General features: G+C 49.4%; 18 protein-coding genes and 1 pseudogene. 4 read left to right on the forward strand and 15 right to left on the reverse strand.

Annotated features, from left to right (window positions below; all coding sequences use genetic code 11):
* Positions 1-19: 19 nt before the first annotated feature.
* The 3 genes from ABE504_RS20235 to ABE504_RS20245 are packed head-to-tail and all read right to left on the reverse strand — an operon-like array spanning position 20 to position 1910.
* On the reverse strand, positions 20-898 hold the full coding sequence (locus tag ABE504_RS20235) for an aminoglycoside 6-adenylyltransferase (RefSeq protein WP_430092116.1): 879 nt from the start codon (positions 896-898) through the stop codon (positions 20-22).
* Positions 899-934: 36 nt separating this feature from the next.
* On the reverse strand, positions 935-1396 hold the full coding sequence (gene lspA / locus ABE504_RS20240) for a signal peptidase II (RefSeq protein WP_430091992.1): 462 nt from the start codon (positions 1394-1396) through the stop codon (positions 935-937).
* Between the two features lie 28 nt (positions 1397-1424).
* The gene (locus ABE504_RS20245; protein WP_430091994.1) at positions 1425-1910 is read right to left on the reverse strand and encodes a hypothetical protein; all 486 of its coding nucleotides are present in this window, start codon (positions 1908-1910) and stop codon (positions 1425-1427) included.
* Between the two features lie 151 nt (positions 1911-2061).
* Here ABE504_RS20245 and ABE504_RS20250 point away from each other — a divergent pair, with 151 nt between their 5' ends.
* Positions 2062-3336, forward strand: coding sequence for an MFS transporter (locus ABE504_RS20250; RefSeq protein ID WP_430092118.1), 1275 nt, complete (start codon positions 2062-2064; stop codon positions 3334-3336).
* Positions 3337-3396: 60 nt separating this feature from the next.
* Here the strand turns inward: ABE504_RS20250 and ABE504_RS20255 are convergent, their stop codons facing one another.
* Both ABE504_RS20255 and ABE504_RS20260 read right to left on the reverse strand, forming a co-directional pair.
* Positions 3397-5532, reverse strand: a complete 2136-nt coding sequence (locus ABE504_RS20255; protein ID WP_430091996.1) for a pectate lyase — start codon at positions 5530-5532, stop codon at positions 3397-3399.
* Between the two features lie 346 nt (positions 5533-5878).
* The gene (locus ABE504_RS20260; protein WP_430091998.1) at positions 5879-9421 is read right to left on the reverse strand and encodes an InlB B-repeat-containing protein; all 3543 of its coding nucleotides are present in this window, start codon (positions 9419-9421) and stop codon (positions 5879-5881) included.
* A gap of 166 nt (positions 9422-9587) precedes the next feature.
* On the opposite strand from ABE504_RS20260, the gene ABE504_RS20265 reads away from it, so the two are divergent.
* Positions 9588-12197, forward strand: coding sequence for a LuxR C-terminal-related transcriptional regulator (locus tag ABE504_RS20265; protein WP_430092000.1), 2610 nt, complete (start codon positions 9588-9590; stop codon positions 12195-12197).
* Positions 12198-12215: 18 nt separating this feature from the next.
* On the opposite strand, the pseudogene ABE504_RS20270 reads toward ABE504_RS20265, so the two are convergent.
* The 6 genes and pseudogenes from ABE504_RS20270 to ABE504_RS20295 form a co-directional block, all read right to left on the reverse strand.
* Positions 12216-12356 (reverse strand): annotated as a pseudogene (locus ABE504_RS20270) (phage tail protein); the annotation flags it as partial.
* A gap of 362 nt (positions 12357-12718) precedes the next feature.
* On the reverse strand, positions 12719-13552 hold the full coding sequence (locus ABE504_RS20275) for a carbohydrate ABC transporter permease (protein ID WP_430092002.1): 834 nt from the start codon (positions 13550-13552) through the stop codon (positions 12719-12721).
* Between the two features lie 14 nt (positions 13553-13566).
* Positions 13567-14481, reverse strand: a complete 915-nt coding sequence (locus ABE504_RS20280) for a carbohydrate ABC transporter permease (protein WP_430092004.1) — start codon at positions 14479-14481, stop codon at positions 13567-13569.
* A gap of 93 nt (positions 14482-14574) precedes the next feature.
* Positions 14575-16077: an ABC transporter substrate-binding protein gene (locus ABE504_RS20285; protein ID WP_430092006.1), complete on the reverse strand. Its 1503-nt coding sequence runs from the start codon at positions 16075-16077 to the stop codon at positions 14575-14577.
* Between the two features lie 77 nt (positions 16078-16154).
* Positions 16155-17549 (reverse strand): response regulator transcription factor, encoded by a 1395-nt coding sequence (locus ABE504_RS20290; protein ID WP_430092008.1) that lies wholly within the window; start codon positions 17547-17549, stop codon positions 16155-16157.
* Positions 17546-19357, reverse strand: a complete 1812-nt coding sequence (locus tag ABE504_RS20295) for a cache domain-containing sensor histidine kinase (RefSeq protein ID WP_430092009.1) — start codon at positions 19355-19357, stop codon at positions 17546-17548. The genes ABE504_RS20290 and ABE504_RS20295 overlap by 4 nt, the downstream gene beginning before the upstream one ends.
* 247 nt (positions 19358-19604) lie before the next feature.
* On the opposite strand from ABE504_RS20295, the gene ABE504_RS20300 reads away from it, so the two are divergent.
* The gene (locus tag ABE504_RS20300) at positions 19605-22532 is read left to right on the forward strand and encodes a lamin tail domain-containing protein (RefSeq protein WP_430092011.1); all 2928 of its coding nucleotides are present in this window, start codon (positions 19605-19607) and stop codon (positions 22530-22532) included.
* An 814-nt stretch (positions 22533-23346) separates the two neighbouring features.
* Here the strand turns inward: ABE504_RS20300 and ABE504_RS20305 are convergent.
* The 3 genes from ABE504_RS20305 to ABE504_RS20315 form a co-directional block, all read right to left on the reverse strand.
* Positions 23347-23814, reverse strand: a complete 468-nt coding sequence (locus ABE504_RS20305; RefSeq protein WP_430092013.1) for a phage tail protein — start codon at positions 23812-23814, stop codon at positions 23347-23349.
* Between the two features lie 28 nt (positions 23815-23842).
* Positions 23843-24322, reverse strand: coding sequence for a GyrI-like domain-containing protein (locus ABE504_RS20310; RefSeq protein WP_430092015.1), 480 nt, complete (start codon positions 24320-24322; stop codon positions 23843-23845).
* Between the two features lie 111 nt (positions 24323-24433).
* Complete coding sequence (locus tag ABE504_RS20315; protein ID WP_430092120.1) at positions 24434-24847, reverse strand: DoxX family protein; 414 nt, start codon at positions 24845-24847, stop codon at positions 24434-24436.
* A 120-nt stretch (positions 24848-24967) separates the two neighbouring features.
* Between ABE504_RS20315 and ABE504_RS20320 the strand changes: the two genes are divergently transcribed.
* Positions 24968-25930: a helix-turn-helix transcriptional regulator gene (locus tag ABE504_RS20320; protein ID WP_430092016.1), complete on the forward strand. Its 963-nt coding sequence runs from the start codon at positions 24968-24970 to the stop codon at positions 25928-25930.
* Here the strand turns inward: ABE504_RS20320 and ABE504_RS20325 are convergent.
* A complete protein-coding gene (locus ABE504_RS20325) occupies positions 25897-26430 on the reverse strand; it encodes a DinB family protein (RefSeq protein ID WP_430092017.1) in 534 nt (177 codons plus the stop codon). The two genes, ABE504_RS20320 and ABE504_RS20325, sit on opposite strands and share 34 nt — an antisense overlap.
* Positions 26431-26459 lie beyond the last annotated feature (29 nt).

Here is a 26459-nt window from a genome sequence, read left to right on the forward strand (position 1 = left end):
ATGAATTGTTATTTCGTTTTCAGAACACAATTCGTTTATTGCTCCCGCAAACCTCATGCAGATACGCCATGACGTTCACCTCTTCTTGTTGATGGTAGGTAAAACCCAGCCTCTCCGCGACTTCCTTCGCCGCACGACCAAATAGGTCGCACATCTGAAAAAGTGCCTGCCACATCTGCGCGTAATCGGCGTTCGCGTACGTCGCCTGGAACTGCGTCCAGTCTGCCGGGGTCAGGAAGCGCTGCAAGTACTTGCCGCTCTTCCCCGCACTGCAGACGAAGCCCGCTTCCGCACCGATCCGCCACTCCAGCATCCGGATGAGCACCTTGCGGTTAATGCTCTCCAGCAAAAACATGACGTATGACAGCTCTTCGCGTCGCAGACCCTTGCCGATATTCAGGCAGATCCACCAGAATTCGTTGCAGTTATCGCGGAACACTTTCTCGGATGGCCGGCGGATGTGGTAGTCGCTGTCGCTCGATGGCGGCACCTCGCCTAGGCGTCCATCCTTATCGAGCAGCACGATGCTGAGGCTGTCGAGCTTTTGAAAATAAGCCGCATTCGCCGTCGGCATCAGCGTGAGATCGATGCGGTTGCCGTCCTTGAACTGCATCAGGTACACGATGCGCTCCTGCTCCTCCGGCGGGCTTGCCGCCGGGTCGATGTGCGTCTCATCCGGCATTTGCAGGATGAGGCGTTCGCCGAAGCGATCGATCCACGCGGGATTGCGGCGGTAAGGTGCGAGATTCGCTACCGCGTAGACGATATCGAAGTCTTGGAACGTATCCTTCGGCACGTTCGGGTTTGCCCTGGAACCGTTCAGAATGACGGCGCGAATGGTCTCGTCTTGCTCTGCGGTGTCCAGAATCAAGGACATCATTTGCTGTTCCGTACGCATAGGGATAAGCATAGGCTGTGTATCTCCTTTTTCACATTAGGCGGAGCATCGGCGGTAGAATCGGTCTTTGACATACTGGACGAGGGCGCCGAGCAGAAAAAGCAGTACGCCTGCCTCAATTGCATGGTCGGCCATATTGAGCACGCCTTTGCCATTGCGCGATACCAGGAAGTCCGTCACCTGCCCGAACAGCAGCCGGTCAATCCCGTTCCCCGCTGCGCCGCCAACCAAGAAAGCGAGAGAGATGTCGTTCATCCTGCCGCGCAGATTGCCATGCTTGCGGTAGATGAGCACGACTGCGATAAAAATAACCGCTACGACGCCAAATAGCCGGGCATACCCCTGAAACGAGCTGCCCGCCATGCCGCTGTTCTCAATATGCGTAATTGGCTGCCCCCAAAAGGTCAGCGTTTCGTCCATCTCCACGTGGAGGCGAACGATGATTTTGGTCAGTTGATCGACGAGCACGACAAGCAGAGAAATTACATAGAACAACATACGCGCTTCTCTCCTCTCCAATCTTTTATCATAGCTGCCGCTCCGGTCGAAGCGTTAGACAGCGGTTCATGTGCAACAGCCAATCAAGATCCTGGGCGTCCAATTCCGCCAAACGCTGCGTTTTTGTAGCAATCGGCTGCACGCCCTCGTGAAACCAGATCGACCAGAGCTCGATCTCTCCAGTTATATTCAAACAGTGTTCCTCCATATAACCCAACAACTGCGTCTTCCACTTCTCATCCGTATGTCCGCCGAGCCAGTAAATATACGGCTTGCTAATATAATGTTCCAGCCCGTACGGCGGATGTTTGCATACCGCGATCTGAAGCGCGTTCATCATCTCATGGCTCGCAACGACCATGACCTCCAGCTCGTCGTCGAGCTCATCCCATGAAACCGGCCCCGTCGGCGGAGTGTCCATCCGTTTGATCTCCTTAACCTTTTTCCAAACGGCTCCGGTCAGATTGATTTCCGTCAGCGGCTGATCCGCCGCGATAAAGTTATACAAGCTCATCAGGCGACTGTCCCTCCTTGCTCCTTGGGTTAGTTCTTCTATTGTAAACCACGGTGTGGAGGTTTGCCTATTTTTGCAGGGAGCGGTATCCTTATTCTTGTTGCACATCCTTTGCGTCATGCACCAAGAAACGGAGTCCGGACTTCCCATGATGAAATCCTCATTCTTAACTCGGCCATTCTATTTCCTATGGACGACCCAGACTGCGGCGAACGCTGCAGACGTGCTATACATTATGGCGCTTACCGTGCTAGTGCTGAACCAGACCGATTCGTTAGTTTCCGCGGCGTTCATGCCGCTCATGCGTAGCGCCGCCCAGATGATGAGCGGCCTGATTGCGCCGATCCTCATTAACCGCTTTAAACTGCCTACTCTGCTGCTCTTATCGCAGACGGGCCAGTTTCTGTTATTCGTGGTGTTGGCTGTTTATCTCCAGCTTCATGGTAACGAAGCTTCATTTCTGCTTGTGTTTTTGCTTGTTTTTGCGATGTCCTTCCTCGACGGGTGGACTGTTCCTGCCCGCAACGCGCTTGTTCCGCGGCTTGTCACGCAGGAGCAGGGCCTGCTCAAGGCCAACGGGCTGATCAGCGTCAGCGACCAGGTCGTGCAATTCGCCGGCTGGGGGCTCAGCGGCGTGATCGTTGCTCTGTTAGGCGCAAGTCATACGCTGCTGGTGACAGCTGTCGTCTACGGACTGGCTGCCGCGTTTACGCTGGGCGTTAAGGAGCCCGTGAAGGCTCATCATACAAGAGTGCAGCCCGAAGGCAACGCTGCTGCCACAAGCGAATCTGCCCCCTCCTCCAAGTGGCACACGCTGACCGAAGGTTGGAAACTGGTCTGGCGGATGCCGCGCCTACGGCTGCTTACGTTTATGGACATCATCGATATGCTGGGCGGATCGGTATGGGTCGGCGCTTTTACACTCGCTTTCGTGCAAGTTGCGCTCGGGCAAGGCGAAGAGTGGTGGGGATTCATTAATGCGGCGTATTTTGCGGGAACGGTCGGCGGCGGCTTGTTGGTACTCGCGCTTGTTCGAGTCATTGGTACCCGCTACCTTGCCGCCATGCTGGTGGGTATGGCGGGATACGGCGTGTTAACGGCCTTTTACGCGCTCACGACCAGCCCGTATATCGCGCTTGTTCTTGTGCTGTTGATGGGGCCGTTCGCCGAGATGTCCATCGTCAACCGACGTACCTTGATTCAGCGAAGCGTAGCGCAAGAGATGCTGCCGAATGTGTTAGCCGCCCAAGCTTCCTTGCTGCATCTTGTATTCTGCATTTCGCTGCTGGTCATGGCCGGCATTGCCGAAAGATTCGGCATCGTGAACCTGTATCTCTTCGCGTCCGGGCTTACATTGCTGGCGCTGGGCGTTGGGCTGATCGGCCTCCGGGCTTTTCGATCCGTGGCAGGGCATGGGAGCCTTTGATACGCAAAAGACCGAGAGCAAGCATTCAGCTTGAGCCCGGTCTTTGCTTCTTTTTACTTGCTATTCCAGCTTCATGTAATACAGATTCGTCACATCATCTTTCGTAATCGTATGTGCCCCAGGTGCAAGCGATACCGTAATAATGCCGTTTGTCATCGCATAACTCGTGCCGTCTACTTTTACTTTTGTCCCGTTTGCCGTGTTAAGCACCAGAGTTAATGTCTTAGCCGTTGTGGTGGTGAAGGCGATGCTGGTTGCACTCTCCATTTTTAAACATTGCGTCAGCGTTAAATCGTTATAGACCACGGTTCCTTTAGATGTGGAAAGGTTGCCTTGAATATTGAAGAAGCTGCTTGTTTTGCCATCTGTCGTAAAGTTATGGACGATTGTCGATCCAGGTGTCGGTGTGGGTGTCGACGTTGGTGGTGTTGGCGTAGGCGTCGATGTCGGTGGTGTTGGCGTAGGTGTCGATGTTGGTGGTGTAGGTGTTGGCGTCGGCGTGGATGGCGTGGAATTGCCGCCCACCGATACAAGCTGTGTTGTGTAATTGTGAATGGCCGTCATCAACGGTGCATTCAGACTGTACGATGTATCATCCACGGCATCATTAAATGCCCAAGTAAAGTCTCCCCCGCCCAGGCGTCCGGCTTCTGCCGTAACAACTTGTTCAACGCTGCTTACGCTGTCAATGTTAGCGGCATTTACGCCCGTATCTTTGAGGGTATCAAAGTTGTTATAAGAGGTTCCGCCCACTAATGCTTTATAGGAGCTTGGCACCGTTTCACTTCTGGACGAAGCCAAGTAAGCATCAAACGATGTTGCATTGGCCGGAGCCGTCCCCGCATTGGAATTTGCATAAATCAAGCTTTCCGCATCTACAACTGTATTGTTGTAAGCCTTAATCAGGCCTCCGTCTTCACCGGAGAACGTCCCTTCAGCCTGTAAAGCGTCGGAACCTTGCAAGGAACTCATCATCGGCTTTTTGGTGTGTCTAAAATAGTTGGACTCTACAAAGGCCGAGCTTCCCGTTGTCACGCCCACGGCATATTTGGAGATGCCATCAAAGAAGTTGTTATAGATATGGATAGACCCTGTTCGGATACGCGGGTGACGAGAGTCGGAATGATCGAACCAGTTATGGTGGAACGTCGCAAAAAACTCCGCCGACTCATCAAAACCGACCAGCGCCGCTTTTCCGGAATCCCAGTAGTGGTTATAGGAAATGGTCAGATACGTAGAACCTTTTTTCATATCCGTCGAGCCGTCGCCTTTAGCCTGGTCAGCATCTCCTCCTGCGGTTCCATAGAAAATATCGTTATTATGCACCCAAACATTCGCATTGCCTGTATCCAGCGAAATCCCGTCGTCAGGGAATAACATGACGCCTAAGTTTCTAACTTCAACATTTCCTGTATATCGGAGCAAAATCCCCCATCCGTACGCATAAGCGTCGTTTCCAATTCCCTCCAATGTGATGTTCATTTCTGAGTAGTTGGTCTTCCCTTTGACTTGCAGATATCCGCTGCTGTTCAGTTGTCCGCTCATATCGTCATCGGTTACTTTGCCAATGAATCGGATGGCAAGCGGTGTGGTGTCATAGCCTTTTTGGCGAAGGGCCATAATGGCCGCTAGACCAACGCCCGTTTGTTTCCCGCCAGAACTATTGACTTTCACATCAAGGGCAACGGTTTGCGCCGTCTCCGACGTTACATAAATCACTTGAGCGCCGCTTTTTAGCGTACCATTGTCGTTATAAGCCCCTGAACCTGACCCATATTGCGAGCTGCTGGAAAAAGCAAAACCGGATCTGTCATGCGCTGCCACAGAAAGCGTAGATGAAACGGCGCTTTCCGTGGAGCCGCCGGACAGCTTCGCTTCCACTTTCATGACGTAATTGCCCGCTGCAAGCCCTACCGCATCGGCTCTCCAATAGGATGGATACTTGCGGATCAACTCAGTATCCAGTTGTTGATACTGGGAATCCGATGCGCTCGCAGGTTTTACATAGACGTTATAGCCTTCCGCGTTGCTGACAGGCGACCATTGTACGTAAGCTGTCTCATTCCAGCCGCCACTGCCAGAGATCGTAAGACCGGCTGCCTGTACGGCCTTGCTGGCGAATCCGCTTGCGATTAAAGACAGCACAAGCGCAAATAACAGAACGTAATTCGTTACCTTGGTAACACTCTTGTTCAATTGAATCCCTCCCGCGTGTGATTGGGTGCTGCACATATGAATTCGCTTACAATTCCTTATGAATTTGCGTGTGATCCCCCCTCGCTTCATGAAAGCTCCCATCAACAACTTCCATAATTTAGAACATCCTCAGCTTATCAGTCGGTGGGAGGGTTCCGAAATAATCATTTGCTCACATTGCCCATTTCTGAGCTAATGATTATCGGGCAGGGTAAATGACACTTGAAAGGGAGTGTGCTCAGGCCAATACGAAGGGCGGACAAGGGGCAGCTGCATAAAAGGCTGACGATTCCTTTGCCAAAGCATGAGGAGTCGTCAGCCTTTTAGATTGTAAACCACGAAATAATCAAGGTTGAATCGTGTCAATGAGGTTCGCCTTAACCAACATCCTGTACACGATAGCCGCTGTCTCCGCCCTCGTCATCTCCCGCCCCAGCATCAGTTTCGCATGGGAGCCTTGGATGAGCCCACTGGTTACGGTGGCGACAACCGCTTGTTCGGCCCAGGCATGAACGGAGGTGCCGTCGACAAACGGAGACAATGTCGCTTGTATGTCGGAGCTGCTAAAGTTCGTATCCAGTCCGGCAAGCTTCATCGCCCTGTAGATCATTGCAATTGCTTCTTCACGTGTGATGGTACGATTTGGGTGGAAGGTGCCGTCGGCATCCCCTTCAATCAGCCCAAACGAAAGAGCTGCTGCGATGGACTCGCTGTACCACGCATCCTCTTCCACATCCGTGAACGCCGGAATTGTGCTCATCGAATTCGCCAACCCTAGGGCTCGAACGAGAATCGCAGTAAATTCTGAACGGGTGATAGAAGCATCTGGATGAAAATCATATTGATCCATACCGCTCACGACCATTCGCGCCCCCAAATCGTTCACGACGTCCTTCGCCCAATGGGACGCGACATCCTCGAATCCGATCGAATTCGCAATGAGCGCATACATACTGTTGGTTCGACTGCTCACAACGGCAACTGACTTGCCCTGCCGAGTCGTAAAACGAGTAGGAACGTGTTCCATCGTCCCGTCTGCTTCAATTCTCACAGCGGTGGTCACCGCGCTTGAACTCACGCCTTCCGGAAGCGGAAGCTCTCTCTCCACATAGGCGTTGAACGCCTTTATTTGTATCTCCTTGCCGTGATATGAAATTGCTACCGTAAAGTCTACAGGCGAGCCAACTACCGTCACGTTCTCGTTCCCGGTCTGGGCAGATCTACTTTTCGCAATATCGAGGTGAAAGACCATATCGGCTGGAGATGCCTGCTCTCCGAATGATTTCGTCCATGTATCAAGCATGATCTCTCCCATGGGGAGCTTATAATTGCCGTTTACCGTTTGCACAATAAGCATCCCCTGCTTGTTCACCAGATCTGCTGCAGCATTCCCGTTCAGAACCAAGGACACTTTGTCAACCTGTTGCGTAACAGAAATGACAACTTCTGGTCGTTCGTCCTTCTCTTCGAGCTGCTCCTGCCATTTATCGGTATCCATGTACACGGTCATCTCAGCCTGATTCTGTGAGATGGAAACATCATGAATCAGGTCCTGATCTTGACCATCCACGGTCACACGCAGTCCCGCGTAAGTTTCTAACGACTTCTCTGTATTTTCATCTGCTGATGGGATGCCTGTTTCCGTATCAGAATCTCCTCCATCGCTCGAGTCGTCTACCGAATCTGCGAGCCACTTCGCATACAGTTCCACATTTTCAGCACCCATGCTAAAAGTATCTCCGGCCACATAGGCCGTTCCGCTGCCATCCTTCTGCGTATTCCATCCCGCAAAGGTGTAGCCGGGGTTCCTCAGATTCCCCGTATTACCTAGCACCGTGACCGGCATTCCTTGCTCGTACGCATTGCTATCTATCGGTACAGCGCCTGTCCCGCCATAAACCACATAAGTAACCGTGTAGGTCGGATTCTGTGTCCATTTCGCATATAACGCCACATTCTCCGTGCCGATGGTAAATGTGGCCCCCGCCATAAACGTCGTTCCATTGCCATCTTTCTGCGTATTCCATCCCGCAAACGTGTAGCCGGGCCTCGTCAGGTTCCCCGTATTGCCAAGCACCGTGACCGGCATCCCCTGTTCATACGCATTGCTATCGATCGGTACAGCGCCTGTGCCATCATATACGACGTAGGTAACCGTGTAGGTTGGGTTCTGCGTCCACTTGGCATACAGCTCCACATCCGCTGCACCTATGTTAAAATCCGCTCCCACGGCGTACGTCGTCCCATTTCCGTCCGCCTGCGTATTCCACCCGGCAAAGGTATAGCCAGGTCTCAACAGATCTCCACTTCCTAATGCGGTAACCGTCTCGCCTTGATAATACACATTTGCATCTGTCGGTACGGTTCCTGTTCCGCCATTCGTATGATAGGTGACAGAGAAAGTCGGAATGGCTAAAGTCCGAATGGCCACCTTATTGTAAATACTTTTATTGCCGTCCTTGTCTTTCACAATCACAATGAATGTGTAGGATTGACCGTCATAGAGGTCTGTGACTTGCTTGTTGTCCATATCCCGCTCATAGGTACCGATTCGAATGCCGCTGGATTCAACGGCGCTGACGGTTGCTGCCGTTCTGCTGCCGATTTGATAGACCTGGTATGCCAATTCTTCCTGCTTGCTGAGATTGTCGGTTGCTTTCTGCCAAGACAATGTAACGCCTGTTTCCGTAATGTCGGTGGGGGTAATGTCCGGATTGGTAATGGCAGGCGGAGTCAGATCCAATACGGCCGCATTGCGAACCGGCACCGTCCGGCTTTCTCTCGTTTTATCCCCTAGTTCTCCATATCCGTTATAGCCCCAGGCCCAGATTTCCCCGCCCGACTGCATGGCCGTACCATTGTAACCGCCCCCGCCCAGGGCGACCACATCCGTTAACCCGCTTACTTGCACGGGACTTAATCTCGTCGTCGTCGTCCCATCACCCAACTGACCATAATTGTTATAGCCCCAGCTCCACACCGTTCCATCTTCCTTCAGCGCATAGCTAAAATGAGTGCCTGCCGCAACGCTCTTCACATGGTCCAGGCCTGTAACTTGAACGGGGATGACCCGGGTTGTGGTAGTTCCGTCACCTAACGTTCCGTACGTATTTCTCCCCCACGTCCAGACCGTTCCGTCTTCCTTCACAGCCATGCTGTGATGATCTCCTGCGGCGATGGCCTTTACACCACTTATACTCACTTGATAGGGAGTGGTGCGGTCTGCGGAGATCCCGCCTCCAGACTCGCCGTACGAATTTCTTCCCCATGCCCATACCGTTCCGTCCGACTTCAAGGCCAGGCTGTGATAGCCTGCATTGACCAGGGTTACGACATCTGTCAAACCAACCACTTGCACCGGCAGCTGTCTTTGTGTCGTTGTTCCGTCGCCTAACTCCCCGTTGTCGTTCCTTCCCCATGCCCATACAGTCCCATCGTTCTTCAACGCCAAGACATGGTAACCGAGGCCCGTGGACACAGCGGTCACCCCGCTAATCCCGCTGACCTGCACGGGGAGCGTTCGGTTCATAAGCGTACCGTCACCTAACTGGCCGTTTCCATTCAAGCCCCACGCCCACAACGTCCCGTCTTCCTTAATCGCGTAGTTGCTCATAATGCTGGTTGCGATCTGCTTAACGTGATCCAGATTCCTTATCAACACCGGCCAAGTAGAGTATGTCCCTGTATCATAGGCTAATTGGCCCTTTTCATTTCGCCCCCATGCCCATACCGTCCCGTCGCTCAGAAGGACTGCGCTATGGTAATAACCGGTTGCCAGCTGCGGGGCAACGACATCATCCGCGGCATGCGCGGACTTCATCGGAGCCATGGGAATGAATCCTAAAAGAACAACGAGTACGATGATCATTTTGTTAAGTCGGTTTAGCATAGGTACCTCCATGGCCTTAGCGCTTTTGTACAATCCACCCCCATTTTACAAATTCCTGACATCCGGCACGATTGACGAATGTTAACTTCGCGCTACTTTTTTCGTATAATGAAGCCATGCAACCATTCAAACTTGCGAATGAGATTTCGCGATTGGGGAGGATTTCATGAACAGCCAACCGGCCCCCATCTTGTTAAAAGCCAAAACCACCTATCCCGCTCTGAAAGAGACCCTGATCAAACGGGACAGGCTCCTTACAGCCATGACAGCGGGATTGCAAGGCCGGCTCACCCTCGTCTGTGCGCCAGCCGGCTTTGGGAAAACAACGCTGCTCACCCAGTGGGCACACAGCCAGCAGCAAGCTCCGGCTTGGCTGTCTCTCGACGAGCTGGATAACGATCTTGTCCGATTTTGGCGGTATGTGGTTCATGCGCTTACAGCCGTTGTGCCAGAAGCGGTCGCTCAGCGGATTGCACCCCTGATCGAAACTTTACCAAATGTATCCATTAACACTTTCCTGGATGCCCTCTTGAATGAGCTATACATCCTTTCAGAAACAGCGGTGCTGATGCTAGACGATTACCAACGGATACGGAACGAGCATATCCATAGCAGTCTTTCCTATTTCATCGACTATTTGCCGCAGCCGCTGCATGTCCTGATTGCTAGCCGGAACGAGCTTCCTTTTCCCACTGTCCATTGGTTGGCACGCGAGGAATACACCGCGATTGATGTATCACAGCTTCAATTTACACCGAGTGAGACCGCATTATTTTTCCAGGCAATGTCTAGTCCGGGGCTGTCCCCCGATCAAATCGAACAATTGACACTGCGGACAGAGGGCTGGGTGACCGCTTTAAAGTTAATTATGTTGAACCTTCGTGCCGGGACTCCGGTTTCTGACTATGTACTGGGGTTTAACGGAAATTACCGGGACGTCGCCGATTATTTATTCCATGAGGTCGTGTCCAGGCTGCCTGCGGATATTTACCATTTTCTCCTTCAAACTTCTGTCCTGGATCGTATGGATGCCATCCTCTGCCATGCCGTCACGCAAGAAACGAATAGTGTACAGCTCCTAGAGCAGCTTAAAAACCTAAATCTGTTTATGGTGCCCCTTGACGAACAGAACAACTGGTTTCGCTACCATCACCTATTCGCGCAATACTTGCAGGAGTTGGCCAAAAAGAACCACCCGGAGCTTTGGTACCGCGCCAATCGGCTCGCAAGCACGTGTCTGGCTGAGCGCAGTTTTATGGAGGAAGCCATCCATCATGCCATCGCGGCGGAAGATTTCGAGCTGATGCAAACTCATTTGGAGCGGCATCTGCCGACGGTGCTGAACAAAGGGGAAGTGTCGACGCTGCTGTACTGGTTCCAGTGCATTCCTGCGGACACCGCGACGTCCCCTGAACTGGCTCTCTTCTATGCCTTCGTTCTCGTCCTGACCGGACAGTTGGGACAAGCCGAACAGGAGCTGGAACGCATGGAGCGAATCGGTACAACGATGGAGCAAACGGAGAGATGGGAGCAGTTACAAAGCGGCATCCTCTTTGTAAGATCCAACTTAGTGTTTTTAAACGGGGATTTTGACAGGTGGTTCGCCTTTGCGGAAGGCATCCTGGATCGGATCCTGCCGGCCAATCCAACCTATTACAATTTTAACTATAATACGACCGAGCCTCTGGTAAGACGCACAGCTATCGGTCTCAAAGGCGCCCTCTCGCAGGATACCGAAACCATCGGCAACCTGTTCATGGGCGTTCTGGAATCCCACGGATGGCAGGAATCTCTCCTTAATTTGTACGTCAAACAGTCGCTCTACGAGGGCTACTACGAGTGGAACAGGTTGGAGCAATGCCGTGAACTGATCCCGGTTCTCAAGCGAGCGGCCATGAGCTGCCACATTCCCGGGCTGTTGATTCCGCTCTGCCTGACCGAAGCCCGTATCCATCTCGCCGAGGGTCGAAGTCAACTGGCCCATGATGTCATTGATGAGGCGCTGCTGGCCTGCAAGAAGATGGATACACACTGGATCGATGCGCTGCGGGCTTGCAAGGTTCGCTTCTATGTACAGGACGGGCAGATTTCTCAGGCCAAAAAAGAAATGGCTCGTCTCGGGCTAACCACCAAGGACAAGCCTACGTTCAATAAAGAGTTCGAATTCATTTCACTCTGCCGCCTCTTAGGAAAACAGCGCAAAGAGACCGAAGCGCTCCGGCTGTTGGAACAGCTGTGGCCTCAGTCTGAGCGAGAGCAGCTCTATTCAAGTCTGGTAGAAATTGCGAACCTGCAAGCCTTGCTAGAAGCTCAGCGCGGACAGCGAAGCGCTGCACTGCTGTATGTTCACAAAGCGCTGGTTATTGGTGAGTCATTCGGTTACATTCGGAGCTTCCTTGATGAGGGAGCGGCTATGGCCGAGCTGTTGTCCGCCTATCTAAGCAGCGACGATACGGCACTCAGCTCTTCGAGCCGCGTATCCGAGGCATACGTCCGCATGCTGCTGGATTTGTTTCCTAAGCTGTCCAAGCCGTATCTGACACCCGCTCCTCTCCTGGACATACAACTAACCAGGAGAGAAAGCGATCTCTTGCGCCTGATCCAACAAGGCGCGTCGAATAAACAAATTGCTGCAGCCCTCGCTTTAACCGAGGGCACCGTGCGGATCTACCTTTCTCGCCTGTACGAGAAACTCGGCGTCTCCTCGCGTACCCAGGCCTTGGCTGCGTCGCAGGATTTAAGTTTGTTAAAAAATATCCCGTTAATGCCTGATTAATGCATTAACGGGATTGCTTCAATATTCTCCTTTAATAACGAAGAACGAACCTCGAATGGTCCCAGCTAGTTTGGACTTCTGTCTTGCAAATTTGAACTTCTTCTCTTCCAATTCCTTAGGTACTTCCATCCCTTCAGATAGCTTAAACCCTACCAACTTGGCAAGGCTTCTTAACCAGCCGACTGCTTTGTACTCGGATTTAGTATAGGTACCCCATAAAGATCCGACAATTGGCAATTCTCAATAGGAGTTTGCAAAATATAAAAGGTTAACAAATAAAAAGGCAAGACACAAAATGCCTATTGCAAGCTCGCAAAAATTGTTGGATGGGCGGAATCACCCGGATAGAGGAACGGTTCAGCGGCTTGGCAGAATCAAGGGGAGCCGCCATGGGCAGCTCATTTTGGTTATTCTAACTCGTCGGCTTAACGACCATCAGCACGGTTATGGCTAAAGACAGCAAGCTTCCGCATCGCTAGCACGACATCTGCGGATATTTCATGATCTTGGCTTTCCAACGGTCACCCTTTAATCGATCCGGATACACCTTCGATAAAATATCGTTGCAACGAAATAAAAACAATTATGACGGGAATTAAGGATATAGCAGCTCCTGCGCACATGCCCACCCAATCGATCGAATGCTCGCCAACAAAGGAAAACATGCCGACAGCCAGTGTACGAAGGTTTGGTTTGCTCAAAGTAAACACCAAAGGAATAAGAAAAGCGTTCCACGCCCAAATAAATTGCATGATCGCCGTGGTGGCGATCATCGGCTTCGCAAGCGGCAGCATGACTTGCAGAAACGTGCGGACATATCCGCATCCGTCCATTTCCGCGGCCTCTTCCAATTCATTGGGAAGCTTCTGGAAATAAGTCATGAACAACAAAATAAACAGAACGTGCGCGCCTGATGATTCGGCCAGAATGACACCGGGAAGCGTGTTCAACAGCCCCAACTGCTTGATGATGATGTAAATTGGGATCAGCGTATAGCCCTTAGGAATAAACATGGTCGCCGTAATGGCGCCAATCAGCAAATTTCGTCCGGGGAAGTTTACCCTGCCCATCGCATACCCTGTCAACGCGCACATCGCGACGACGATGATAACGCTGGACACCGTGATTATCACTGTATTTGTGAAATAGCCGGAGAAGTTCGCCAAATTCCAGGCCCGTGCATAATTTCCCCATTGCGGCACTTCCGGTAAAAGCCGAACGCCTCCATTGATCAATTCCTTATTTGATTTCAACGAAGATAAAATCATCCACACGAACGGATAAACCCAAATAACTCCCACTGCCATGAGGAATGCATGCAGTGGCAACTGTCTAAACCTTTGTGTTTTTATCATAATTCCCCTCCTACTTACACCGTTTGTGCGCGTGTTCTTTTAACAAGCCAACCTAGCAGCAGCGCCATTGCAAAAATCGAAATTCCGAACACAATCCCTGCGGCAGAGGCGCGACCATAGGCGGGAAAGCCCTGCGTATCGAACGCATAGCGATAAACATACAAATCCATAACGTCCGTACTGAAATACGGCCCGCCTTCCGTCAGCGTCTTGGCTAGGTCGAAGACGTGCATATTGTGAACCGTACTCAACAGCAAAATCGCGGCGCCGATGGGAAGAAGAAGTGGCACAGTAATGTGGCGAAACGATTGCCAGGAGCCGCATCCGTCAATGCTGGCGGCTTCATAGATATCCGTCGGCAAAGATTGCAGACCCGCCAGCCAGTAAACCATCATCATCCCGAAAAACTGCCAGGCGCCAATCACAATCAGCAGAATCATGGCGGAATGAGCGTGACCCAACCAATTAAATGGTTGATCAAGAATGCCGATTTTTATCAGCAGCTCATTGAAGAACGCATTATTGTTGCCAAAGATCGCCTTCATGACCAGTCCGATAATAGCCGTTGTAGTGATGACCGGCAAAAAATAAAGCACCCTGTAAAAAACGCGTCCCTTGCGGATGACACGATTGAGCGCTATGGCCATGAGCAGACTGGTCGGCATTAGAATGCATGTCGTTCCAAGCATATAAACAAACGTATTGCCGAAGGCGTTCCAAAACCATTTGTCATGCAGCACCGCGATATAATTTCCCCAACCCGCAAAATTCTTCAGGGGGCCGATACCGCTCCAATCAAAAAAGGAATAAATATAGCTCATAATGATCGGATAAATTGTAAATGCGATAAAAAATGCGAACTGTGGCAGTACGAACAAATAAGACCACCAAATTCGATTCCACTTTCTTCTTCCTGTACGCCCTTCCAATGCCCTTCCACTCCTTTCACATTTCGAAAAAAAGGGGCCATGTCCGCACACGGCCCCTCCACTCAGCATTTCGAGCATCGCACGGGATTCTCTTTATTTGACTTCATAAGATTTGAAAGGCTCCCAATCGGCAAATTGCCAATCCGAGCTATCGACTTTAACGCCTTTGGCTTTAACCTCTTCAGTCGTCTTTTTCAGCAACTGATTCTGTGCGTCGCCTATCTTTTTCAAGGCTTGCTTGACATCTGTAATTTGTCCGACCAGATAGCCTTCCAATATATCGGCGGGCTTTTCCTTCGGCAGCTTCCCGCTCATAGCCTCATTCACTTGAACCGTATTCAGATTTTTAATGAACGGGTGAGGGGCGAAAAAGAATAATTTGTCCTGTATGTCGAGGCCTTTCTTGAGATTCGCATCCTTGATCTCCACAGCCTGGTTGATTTCCGGAATCGGCGAGTAATTGATTTCGTTCGAGACGAGACCTTTGTAATATTCATCCATCATAAATTGCAGGAACAGTTTCACTTCGTTGAAGTGCTTCGTATTCTTACTGACATATAAGGCGGACTTCGGGTCACCGTTGACTTCTTCATACATGGCTTTTCCGTCCTTGCTCGGCATCGGAGCCACACCAAAGGACTTGAATCCTGCTTGATAGAAAGTCGGCATTTCCCACAATCCGCTGAGTAAAAAGGCTGCCTGGCCGCCGCTGAACAGGGTGGCTGCTTCCGGCGGCTGGATCAGCAAGCTGTTGGGATGCAGCACGTTCTCATCCGACAATTTCTTCATGAACTGCAGCGTCTCCACGTTCCCATTCGTATCGTACACATATTGCCCGGTGTGCGGGTTTAGATGCGAATTGGGCAAAACCTCAGGCGTAATGGCCGAAGATAAATGCGCTATAATGTTGTTGACAAGCCAGCGTGCCTGCATGCCCATGACAACGCCGTAAGTTTTGCCGTCCGTCTTCTTCTCAACCTGCTTGCCCACCTTCAACAAGTCATCCCAGTTTTTCGGTATGTCCTGTTCGCCAAGACCTGCCTTCTGCAGCACATCTTTGTTGTAATACATGACATACCCGTCCCGGTGGTTCGATGTGATCGGGAAGGCGTAAATATTCCCGTCAATCATCGTCATGCCGGGAGTGAACATCCCCTTCTCGAACTTGATCTTTCGATCGCCAATCACATCGTTCAAGCTGTGAACGACATCCAGAGAGTGCAGCTGATACAGCGGCAGGCTGGAGTAATTGGCGAAGATATCCGGCAATTCCGAGCCGGCAATCGCCGCCTGCAGTTGGGGCAAATACTGGCTGGTCGCCACTTCCGTGTTTTGAACATGAATGTGCGGATATTTTGCTTCAAATTTGGCAATAGTTTGTTTGTTCAACTCCGCGAACTCCGGCCAACGCATCCACATCGTGATCGTGACATCTTCTTGCTTTTTCGTATTAGCGGCCGCAGAACCGGAATTGCTGGATACAGGAGCTCCCCCTTCCGCCTGGGAAGATCCTCCGGATGAACATCCCGCGAGCAGCAGCATCGCCATCATCGGCGCCGTGCAGCAAATGGAAATCAGCCGTTTGTTTTTCGTCATTTTTCATCACCCCTGTATTATTTTGCATGTTGCATATTCAGTATAAAAAAACCCCAAGAAGGGGGAGGGTGAAAGTTTTAGCTTTGATGTGGTGATTTTTTAGTTTGCCGGAATTCGTTGGGCGTCAGACCGTACGTTTTCTTGAAAAGTTTGCTGAAATAGCGAAAATCGGAATAGCCGGTTTCCAGGGCAATGTCAATCACCGTTTTATCCGATTGCATCAGCAGGTTTTTGCCGATTTCTATTTTCCGCGCAACCAACAAATCGACGAATTTTTTCCCGGTCTCCTGGCGAATCGTTTTGCTAATCGTGACCGGGTGCACATTCAACTGCGCCGCGATCGTATTCAGGCTTGTTTGGGGATCGGATGATTGCTCAAGCAACCTCAATACCTGGGCGGTCAATCCGAGATTTTGAGCAACGACCGTGCATTCATGCAACGCCTTTAGGCCGTCCACGATAAAATGGGACATGCTGATTTTCAGCTCCTCCCAAGTGGCAAAGCCGCCGACCCATTCTAACCAGTGCATGACCTGTTCCTCCGTAACGACGCTTACCTCCTTGCTTGAGGTCATCACATTGTCCAGCGCCGCTATCAAATAAGCGCATTGCTTCTTCAGTTTGGAAGAGTGTAACGGTTCGGCCGACAAAAACCATTGCTCTAAATGTTCATGCAGATCATCGGAATGCATTCCCTTTGCGTCCTTCAGCATTTGATCATGCAGCTTCTGCATCTGGCGAAGGAGCCTTTTCTCATAATCGCTTCCGTCTGCAGCAGCAGGTTGCCTTCTTTCGCCAAAGAAACGTTCATTCTGCCATTGTTCCTCCGCTCGACGCAATCGGGAGGCGAATTCGCTGCGATCATAGAACACATTGGATGCCCCCGGATCAGCCGTTCTCACCTCTCCCCGATGGCGATCATTTACGTTAAACGTGAACACAACCTCAGCATCTTCCGATACGGGTTGCTCGCTCCATCGAATGACTATGGGAGTTTTATCGTCAAACCAAGCTGCGATCTGCTTCGATTCAAGTTCTCCGATCGACAAAGAATGCCGCTTCAGCTCCCACACGCGCTCTTTCATGTCAGCTTTCCACCTGTCGATCAAGCGGGAATCCACAAGCTCAATCAACTCAATCAGTTCCTCCATCTGAACGGGCTTCAGCAAATAACGAACAGCCCCGTGTTGAATCGCTTTGCGGGCAAAATTGAACTCGTCATAACCGCTGATCAAGGCGATCTCCGTATGATTATTTTCTTTCTTGAGCATCGCCAGCATATCCAGACCGGACAACTCTGGTATCATAATATCGGTAATTAGCAGCTCCGGCCGGATAAGTCTGATCGTGTCAAGCGCTTCGTAACCGCTTCCAACATCGAAAACCTCAATCGGCTTGTTCAATCGTTCCAGCTTGCGCACGATCGCTTCCCTGACGGTCTTCTCATCATCTACAACACATATTTTCATCATGCGTTCTTCCTCCTTTCAGCAGTCAAGATGATTTGGGTTCCTTCGTGCTCGTTGCTTCTGATCTCCATGCCGAAATGCTCACCATATGCCAAGAGGAAGCGGCGAAACACATTATGAATGCCGGTATGACTGTTGAAAAATTCGTCTTTATATTGACCCTTGGAACGAATTAGCTTCTCGTATTTATTGCGCACTTCGGGAGGCATCCCTTTTCCGTTGTCGCGAATTTCGATGACCAAGCGGTCGGCGTCAAATCGGATCTTGATTGCTATACGGAAAAGCGCCCCTTTGGTAAAGGAGTTTCCAGCGTATTTCAGCGCATTTTCCACAAATGGCTGGATGCTGAGCTTCATGATCTGTTCACTTAATGCGGCATCGTCAATATCCATTTCCGCTTCCATGTTCATTTGCGTGCGATAATAGTGGATCTTGAGGAGATCCCTGATATTGCCGAGCTCCTCTTCGAGCGACGACCAGCCGCTATCTGAGCGAATATTGTAGCGCATCATACGGGCCATCAGTTGAACCATTTCTTCCGCTTTTTCACCTTCGTGCTGGAAGGCGAATGCCCCGATCGTCTCCAGGGTGTTAAACAAAAAATGCGGATTGATATGGGCTTGCAACTGCAATAGTTCTTTTTCCTTTTCCCGCATTTCCGTCTTCTGCACCGTTTCCTCCATATGCTCCAAATTATCGAGCATGGCGTTGTACGAGCCAATCAGAAAGTCAATTTCTCCGACAGAAGCAGGCGGGACTTTCGTTGTCCATTTTTGTATGCCGAGCCTGACGATTGATGATTTTAGCCTTTCCAACGGCTTGAGAATCAATTGCACAAAATAGATGGCGGCAGCAAACGATATCATTAACAGGGAAAGGGCAATAATCAGCGTAAATTGCTTCGTCTGTTCCGTTCCCTTGACCATCACATCCAGCGGGGCGATGCCTACCATCGTCCAGCCATCAATCGACATCAGCCTGCTCGCCACTTGATAACTGCGATTTTCCTGATCAGCCACATACGTCTTCATCCCTCCGGAAGCGGCAGACGCCAGAACAGATGCGGAAATTGGATGAGAATCGCTCCCCTTCGTCAATTCGATTCGTTCTCCTGTTGCGGCATGATACATAACAACTTCTCCATATTGGCCAAAGTCCGATTGCTCGATGTTCGAAAACAACTGCTGCGGGTCCAGTTGTACGATGATCCAAGCATCGAATGCATGGGTGTCAAAATTAAATACGGGCTTTACCAGCGATATCGTTTCCACGCCGCCGTTCTCAATATATTTGCTAGGATGAGGCGGTAAAAGCGCCGTATCGGTCATCGTGAGCAGTCTGCGATAGGTGGGGTCTTGATCGAATTGGTATTGCATATTAACGATTTCATTGTGAGTCGTTTCATAGAACACTTTGCCGCGCTTATCCAGGTACAGGATTCCGGAAATATTGGCATTGGACTGTGTCATTTTTTCGAAAAACCCGCGAAAGTTTCTTAAATACCGCAATTGAGAAACCGTATCCTCATTAGGCACGTTCAAATATTTTTGGAAATCGAGGTCGATGTTTAGCGGATTTAACGACTGGTCGATGTTGGAAATTCGTTGATCAAGTTCGTTCGCCAGCAGGTTCACAATTTGCTGGGAAAGCAGCAAGCTCTGGTTTGTCGCCGAGCGAAACATCAAATATTGCGAACAGTAGCTGACAACCAGAATGGGAATGATCGACATTGCCACCAATAACATCAGCATTTTCGTCTTTAGCGACCGCGATTTATGGAAGCGTTTGAAAAGCTTGTCCAATCTCAACAACGGTCAACCTCCTTTCAGGATCCCCTCATCTCATCTGGAATGGCATAAGTATAGGTTTCCGTAATGTCAAACGTCAAGAAAAACAACCAGCGCTAAATCTTTCTACATTCCTGCTAAATTATTGGCATTGATTGGCTGCTGATTACATCCTAGAATTTTCACTAATTGAAGGGGGTGATCGGACTTTTAGAGGATGGGGTGATAGGCGCCTGCCGGAAATATATTTTACAAGAAAAGGGTGATGAGTGTGACAATTCTGAGAACTACATTCCTGTTTGCCAGTGCATTGCTTGTTTGTCTAGGTCTGTTTCTGTTTTCGAGCGGCGGAAATAGCACCGCCTATGCGGCATCCATATCCGTTCCCGATATCATGATCACCGAGATTACACCGGATACACGAACACTGGATATAACCTCCGGTTCACCGGACGCATTCGAATTTATCGAACTCTATAATTCGACAAACACGGCAATCAATCTCAAGAATTACGAAGTTATCTATCAATGGTCCTCGAACCTAGAAACCCACCCGATTAACGCCGATATGATCATACAGCCAAACGACACGCTTGTGGTCTGGATCAGTTCCGTAGCTAGCGCAAGTTTGGCGGACTTCAATCGCAATTTCGGAGTCTCATTATCGCCATCCCAGATTTTCCGTTATATCGATGACGGGATGTCAAATTCACAAAGTCGGACATTGTTCATAGCCGATCCGAACCACACGACCCTTAGCTCTGCCAGCTATACACCAACCGACGTCCATGAAAACAAAGGAATCATGTATGCATTCCCTCTTGATGGCGGAAGCGTTATGCGGAAAATATCGAATAACACGAATGCATCCCCCGGAGTCGCCCAAGAACAACAAGTTCCGCCTGTTTTACCACCCTTACTGATTACCGAAATCACTCCTGACTCATTAAAAGTTGACGGAACTTCGGGTGCGCCGGATGCCTTTGAATACATTGAGTTATATAACACAACGGATTTTCCAATCCTTTTGCAAAACCATAAAATCGTTTATCAAAAGGAAAATTCGCAAGAATCATGGCCCATTTCGGCAAACATAACGATCAATGCCAAAAGTACAATGGTAATTTGGATTCATAAAGCAGACGGCACCGCAACATTGAACGACTTTAACCAAAACTATGGCACGACCTTAACCTCGTCTCAAGTGTATATGATTTATGACGACGGAATGGCCAATGACAGTGCGAGAACAATCTCCATAGCCAATTCCAGCGGCATGGCCATTAGCACGGCCAGTTATGTGCCGGCCGACGTACACGAAAACAAAGGAATTGTTTATCGATTTCCCAACGACGGAAGTAACGTCATGAGAAAAACAGATAACAGTTCATTGGGTACACCGGGTTCGTTAGATAACGGTCAGGTACCGGCAGCCCAGCATGTTCCGACTGGGTTACAAGCGTCCCCCGGCACAAATCAGGTTGCTTTGTCATGGACCCCAATAACCGGGGCAGGGATTGCTTCCTATTCTATTTATGTGAACGGCGTATACCACTCGTCGGTCCCGGTGAGCCAACACACTGCCAGTGTATCCGGGTTGGAAGATGACATGGCTTATGCTTTTCAGGTTTCATCGGTGGACGCCTCGGGGCAAGAGTCTCTGAAATCCGACATCGTTACCTGCGCGCCGAAATTGGAAAGCATTACGCAAGAGTCGTACGTTCCCCCGCAGACAGGGAGTTTTCCAGAATATGGCCGTTGGTTCAACGAAGCAACCCCGGTCGGTTATATACCGGGTTTAGCCCAAAATTTTGTTCCGCAAGGAATTGGTTATGTATCCTCGGAAGACTGGTATTTAATATCTGCCTACCGTCAAGACGGGAAGCCCAGTATGTTGTCAGTCGTAGATGCTTCCACCGGGCAAAAGGTTAAAGCTATGTCCATCTATTTCTCCGACGGCAGACCCTACCCCGGCCATGCTGGCGGTGTGACCGTAAGCGCGTCCAATGTATGGATTTCTTCAGACGGCTACTTGTATCGGATACCTCTTCAGGATCTTATTGACGTTTCCGACGGCTCACCTATCCATATCCAAGACAAATTTGCCACCGGCACAAGATCCTCCTATGCTACTTATGATAATGGCGTGTTGTGGTCGGGTGAATTTCATAGCGGCACCGACTATCCGACAAATGCATCCCATACGTTAACGGCAACGGATGGAACGGTTCAATCCGCCTGGATGACTGGGTTTATTTTGGATCCCCAAACCGATCGGATTCCTTCGGGGAAATTAGTGGACGAGAATACTCCGGTAACACCCGATTATATTCTTTCGACTACGGACAACATCCAAGGTGCTGCCATTGTTTCGGATCATCGTATCGTTTTAACCCAAGTGAAAGGAGGAAGACACACAGATTCCCTTATCTTTTCTTATACTCATTTTTTATCCAATCCCGCCGATACCCATGTCACCATCAATAGCAGTTCCGTGCCGGTCTGGTTTTTGGATAGCAACGCCCAAACCGCAGTGTTGAGTGTACCGCCTCTGGCTGAGGGGATTACGACATCAGGCCATAGCATGGGAATTGTATTCGAATCGGGCACATCCAGGTTTAAAGCTGACGGTAAATACCCGATCGATAGCATATGGCGCTTGGATACGGTACCGAAACTATTGATTACCGAAATAACTCCCGATTCTTTGAAAGAGAATGGCACTTCCGGTACACCGGATGCTTTCGAATTTATCGAGTTGTATAACACAACCGATTCGCCGATCAATTTGGAAGGTTATAACGTTATCTACAAGACAGAATCCTCACAATGGAATTGGGAGATCGCCTCCAACAAAACGATTCCAGCAAAAGGCACTTTTGTCATCTGGGTTCATCAATCAAGCGTGAGCGCGACTCTGAACGATTTTAATCAGAATTACGGAACCGCGTTAACAGCCTCGCAGGTATACCAGTACATCGATAACGGTATGTCTAACTCGTCCGCACGAACCATCTCGATAGCGGATGCAGATGGGAATCCAATCAGCACCGCTTCCTATCTGCCAAGCGATATTCATGAAAACGATGGGATTCAATATCTTTACCCTCTAGATGGCAGCATTAATTTGCGCAAATCTCCCAGCAACACCCTCGCAACGCCGGGATCGGTTTCCAGCGAGCAGGTACCGGCTTGGTAAGATCAATAGCATACGAAGACTAGTGGCATTGAACGCGGCGAAGCGCTGAGCACAAATCATCCCCGAACCGCCCCATCCCTTACAGATCTAGGGTTGAGGCGGTTTGTGTATCTACGAACTGTCGAAGCCGGGTTCAAGGAATGCGCTCCAGACTAGAATAGGGTGAGATGGCTAATATTGTAGAGAAGGAGGCTAAATTTATACTTTTTCTATGAATGAAAATAATGCCCTCACCCTTTGTTGATGGATCTAGCACAATTGCTCGGAAAAGGATTGGATCGGGCTGAGAATATGTTATACTTATGTAACATTTTAATGGGGGGGCGTTTCTAATTGATCTAGAAGCTATCGTAGATTTCACTATGTTAGTCGTAGCGCTTGTTGTTTCTATATTATTTGTGGTTTTAAGAGGCAGGAAGCTCAAGAATCGAAAAGTGTTACTCCTACAATCTATTGGATTGGGATTTATTTTATTTGTTATTGCGTCTTTAGTTTCCTTTTTTGTTTACACCGATGCATTAAATATACTTATCTTTTGGATCATTTATTTGTTAGCATTCATAATTAGCACTTTGATTAATATTGCCATCATTTTTTTAAGGAAACATTAAGCCTATCACCTACCCTGCCTCTCGGGGTGAAGCCTTCCGCGCCCAGCAAGCGGTTCATGCGAAAAATTTCGCCGTCACTTATGATACAGTTCTCCCTATCACTCAATTGGCGAATTTAATAGCAAAATAAAAGACACCCAATTGGGTGTCATACTTAAGCTAGATTCACCAAGCCAGATGCAGGCTAAGGGACGTTAATTGCTTCAATATTCTCCTTTAATAACGAAGAACGAACCTCGAATGGTCCCAGCCAGCTTGGACTTCTGTCTTGCAAATTTGAACTTCTTCTCTTCCAATTCCTTAGGTACTTCCATCCCTTCAGATAGCTTAAACCCTACGGCCCGCTTCTTAGGATCATCCACCGTATACAAGACGTTTACCGCTAGACCATCCTCATAAAAGACGAAGGCCCATTTAATATTTTCTACCTGAAAACGCGATGTTTCCAAAGGCTGAGCCGCAAACGCAATACCACGTTCTTCCTTCAAAACCCGATTCACATAATCAAGCGTCTTCTGGCTTTCACTGGCGGGTACGACCGTAAATTCGTGCTTATATTTGTTCATAAAATAACGGGCTTCATTCGCGCGCAGACCAGCCAGCGTTTCTGCTACTGGCGAGGATTCCAGACCAACCATAGATACATTTTTAAAATCAACGATTAAGGACATGCCATATTCCTCCTGCTAGCTAATTTTGTTACTTCTCCACAACCGGAACCCACATTTCACCATATACAGAGCCGTCTCGCTGTCCCATCTCAACCGTTGCATTGGGCCCGCCAACATAGGCGTAACGATCAGCTGCCGGCAACACTTGACCAAAGGCAATGCCCGTAAGCACACTGCTCAACTCATCAGCCGTCCGCCCCTCACCTTTCACGATGAGATATTGTCCCTTAGGGAATTGGATCACTCTGTGTTCTTCCGGTACCGATGAATCTGTCATGACGCCAGCATAATACATCATCTTGTGATTGACCGCTTCATTTACAGCAAAGATGTAGTCGTTCGCAGCAATGGCCTTTAACGTGTCGAGCCGTCCATCCTGCTCCACAGACCTCCAGAAGTTTTCCTTCTCCTTGTTGATACCGGCATAATCCGTGTAATCGCTCTTCAGCTCCGTTCCAATCCCAAGAACAATAAAGCTGTCTTTTTCCTCAAAAGTATAGGTTGCCATCATTCAAGCTCCTTTGTTAATTGATATATTGATTCACTTCATAGATTCATCATAACCATAAATCATATCAAAATATGATACTGTTTAAAAGGCGACCGCATTGTGCTCCCATTAGAGTTTGCGGCTTTTCGGACGCAGCGCCCAGGAGGCGATGCTAAGCGCGGCATAGAACAGCGGAAGAAGTAGGTTGAATCCACCATCGCCATAATCATGAGCGAACATATGAGACAGAGCCGCACCCGTCATTAGGAAAAAGATACCGCTATAAGCCCATTCCTTCAGCCTGGGGAACTCTGGCATGACGATTGCAATGACGCCAAGCAGCTTCCAAGCTCCGAGAATATTCGTGACATATAACGGGAATCCAATATGCGTTACTAGATCCACATTGCCGCCATATCGAAGCAATTGCCCGATCCCGCTTAATGTAATCGAGATTGCGAGAATGATGGTGACGGTCCAGTAAGCGGCTATCCTTCCAATGGGGCGGGTTCCACCTTTTTCAATTTTTGCATGATCGGTCATCGTATTCATATCCATTTCTCCTTTGATTTTTTGATGTGATCAAGTCATTTTGTTTTTCAACTTGATGAGTTTATAATAAACCTAAATCATGTCAAAAAATGATACTGTTTCGAGGACCCTATGAAAAAAGTAGAACGGATTAATATCATCATGCGGTATATCAACAACCGCGCCCATTTTACCATTACGGAAATCATGCAAGAGTTTAACATCTCCCGTTCGACGGCGATCAGAGATATCAGGGAAATTGAAGCGATGGGAATGCCTCTTGTTGCCGAGGTCGGGAGGGACGGGGGTTATTTTGTGATGAAAAACTCCGTCTTGCCCACTGTCCGCTTTACCGATAATGAGATCAAGGCTCTTTTTATCGCCTTCATGGCCACACGAAATCTACAACTCCCTTATCTCAAGAGTCGCCATTCATTAGCGGAAAAATTGCTCGGTCTCATCTCTCAAAACCAGCAAGATGATCTTGTGCTGTTAAATCAAATCTTGCTCTTCGAAGGGACCAATCCCCACAATCCTGACCTGCTTGATCTATCAGATTTGCCCCATCCGATGTTAGAACAATTCATCCAACTCCTTCTTGTAGACCGCTACTTGCTCGTTTCCGTCGAAGAAGGAAGAGAAGTTAAGTCTTATCCCATCTATCTCATGCACCTCTATCGGGAAAAAAGCTCTTGGCAAATGGAAGCCTTCGACCTAGGGGAGGAGAAGAGACGGATTATTCCAGTCGACTATCTTACCGATGTCAAACCATACCCTGAGAAAAAAAGAATAAGCAAGAAGAAGATTTCAGAACTAAGCAGACAGGAAAAAGCCATCAACCTGGTCCTCGAACTTGGTCCCAAGGCGATAGCTCAGTTCAAAAAGTACCATCCATTAAAAATCACAATTTCCTACACGAATCCTTATCAAACTACGGCTATTTTAAAAGCGTTCATTCATGTTCATCGTGCGGATGAATTGGCTGAAATCACAAATTGGCTGCTTTTCTTAGGTGAAGATATAAGGGTCAGAGAAATACCGACAGAAGTTATAGAGGGATTTCAGGCGAGAGTGGATGTGTTAGGGAACAAGTAATCAGCCATATAAAACATATAATCCGTCGGAACGCCGGCATACCCCTGCTGCCTCAGCATGGCGGTCACATTGCCCCGGTGATACGTGCCGTGATTGACCACATGCCGCAGAATCTCGGAGAACTGCATGTCCATGCTGCCGTAATGCGGATGATAGATGGTCATCATCTTATCCGGATCGGGCGTCCGGCGCAGCAGATCGCGAAACTGTTCCGCGAGGTCTGCGAACAATTGCCGCATTTCATTCACGGATTTGTTCTGCGCTTCCTCCGCCCAGCCCGGCATCTTCGCATAAATCTCTTCGTTCGGCACTTCCGCGAGCACGGCCATAAAGAGCTTTTCGAAACGGTAGATATGTGTAAGCGTCTGCGCTACGGAGGAGAATACACTTGTCACTTCCGCATGGAAGACTTCCTCCGGTAACTGTGCCAGATGAGCGAATAACTGGTCGTTCGCCCAAACATGATAATCGTACATGCGATATGGTTGTTGTTGTAACATGGAATAACCTCACCTTTCTTGTATTCATC

Origin of the sequence: Paenibacillus oryzisoli (genome assembly GCF_050467285.1) — a bacterium.
In the GTDB taxonomy this organism is placed as follows: Bacteria; Bacillota; Bacilli; order Paenibacillales; family NBRC-103111; genus Paenibacillus_E; species Paenibacillus_E oryzisoli_A.

What these genes read in the sequence shown, in the direction of transcription:
- ABE504_RS20235 (WP_430092116.1), bottom strand. Translation starts at nt 898, where the DNA reads ATGCGTACGGAACAGCAAATGATGTCCTTGATTCTGGACACCGCAGAG.
- lspA (WP_430091992.1), bottom strand. Translation starts at nt 1,396, where the DNA reads ATGTTGTTCTATGTAATTTCTCTGCTTGTCGTGCTCGTCGATCAACTG.
- ABE504_RS20245 (WP_430091994.1), bottom strand. Translation starts at nt 1,910, where the DNA reads ATGAGCTTGTATAACTTTATCGCGGCGGATCAGCCGCTGACGGAAATC.
- ABE504_RS20250 (WP_430092118.1), top strand. Translation starts at nt 2,062, where the DNA reads ATGAAATCCTCATTCTTAACTCGGCCATTCTATTTCCTATGGACGACC.
- ABE504_RS20260 (WP_430091998.1), bottom strand. Translation starts at nt 9,421, where the DNA reads ATGCTAAACCGACTTAACAAAATGATCATCGTACTCGTTGTTCTTTTA.
- ABE504_RS20265 (WP_430092000.1), top strand. Translation starts at nt 9,588, where the DNA reads ATGAACAGCCAACCGGCCCCCATCTTGTTAAAAGCCAAAACCACCTAT.
- ABE504_RS20275 (WP_430092002.1), bottom strand. Translation starts at nt 13,552, where the DNA reads ATGATAAAAACACAAAGGTTTAGACAGTTGCCACTGCATGCATTCCTC.
- ABE504_RS20285 (WP_430092006.1), bottom strand. Translation starts at nt 16,077, where the DNA reads ATGACGAAAAACAAACGGCTGATTTCCATTTGCTGCACGGCGCCGATG.
- ABE504_RS20290 (WP_430092008.1), bottom strand. Translation starts at nt 17,549, where the DNA reads ATGATGAAAATATGTGTTGTAGATGATGAGAAGACCGTCAGGGAAGCG.
- ABE504_RS20305 (WP_430092013.1), bottom strand. Translation starts at nt 23,814, where the DNA reads ATGTCCTTAATCGTTGATTTTAAAAATGTATCTATGGTTGGTCTGGAA.
- ABE504_RS20310 (WP_430092015.1), bottom strand. Translation starts at nt 24,322, where the DNA reads ATGGCAACCTATACTTTTGAGGAAAAAGACAGCTTTATTGTTCTTGGG.
- ABE504_RS20315 (WP_430092120.1), bottom strand. Translation starts at nt 24,847, where the DNA reads ATGACCGATCATGCAAAAATTGAAAAAGGTGGAACCCGCCCCATTGGA.
- ABE504_RS20320 (WP_430092016.1), top strand. Translation starts at nt 24,968, where the DNA reads ATGAAAAAAGTAGAACGGATTAATATCATCATGCGGTATATCAACAAC.
- ABE504_RS20325 (WP_430092017.1), bottom strand. Translation starts at nt 26,430, where the DNA reads ATGTTACAACAACAACCATATCGCATGTACGATTATCATGTTTGGGCG.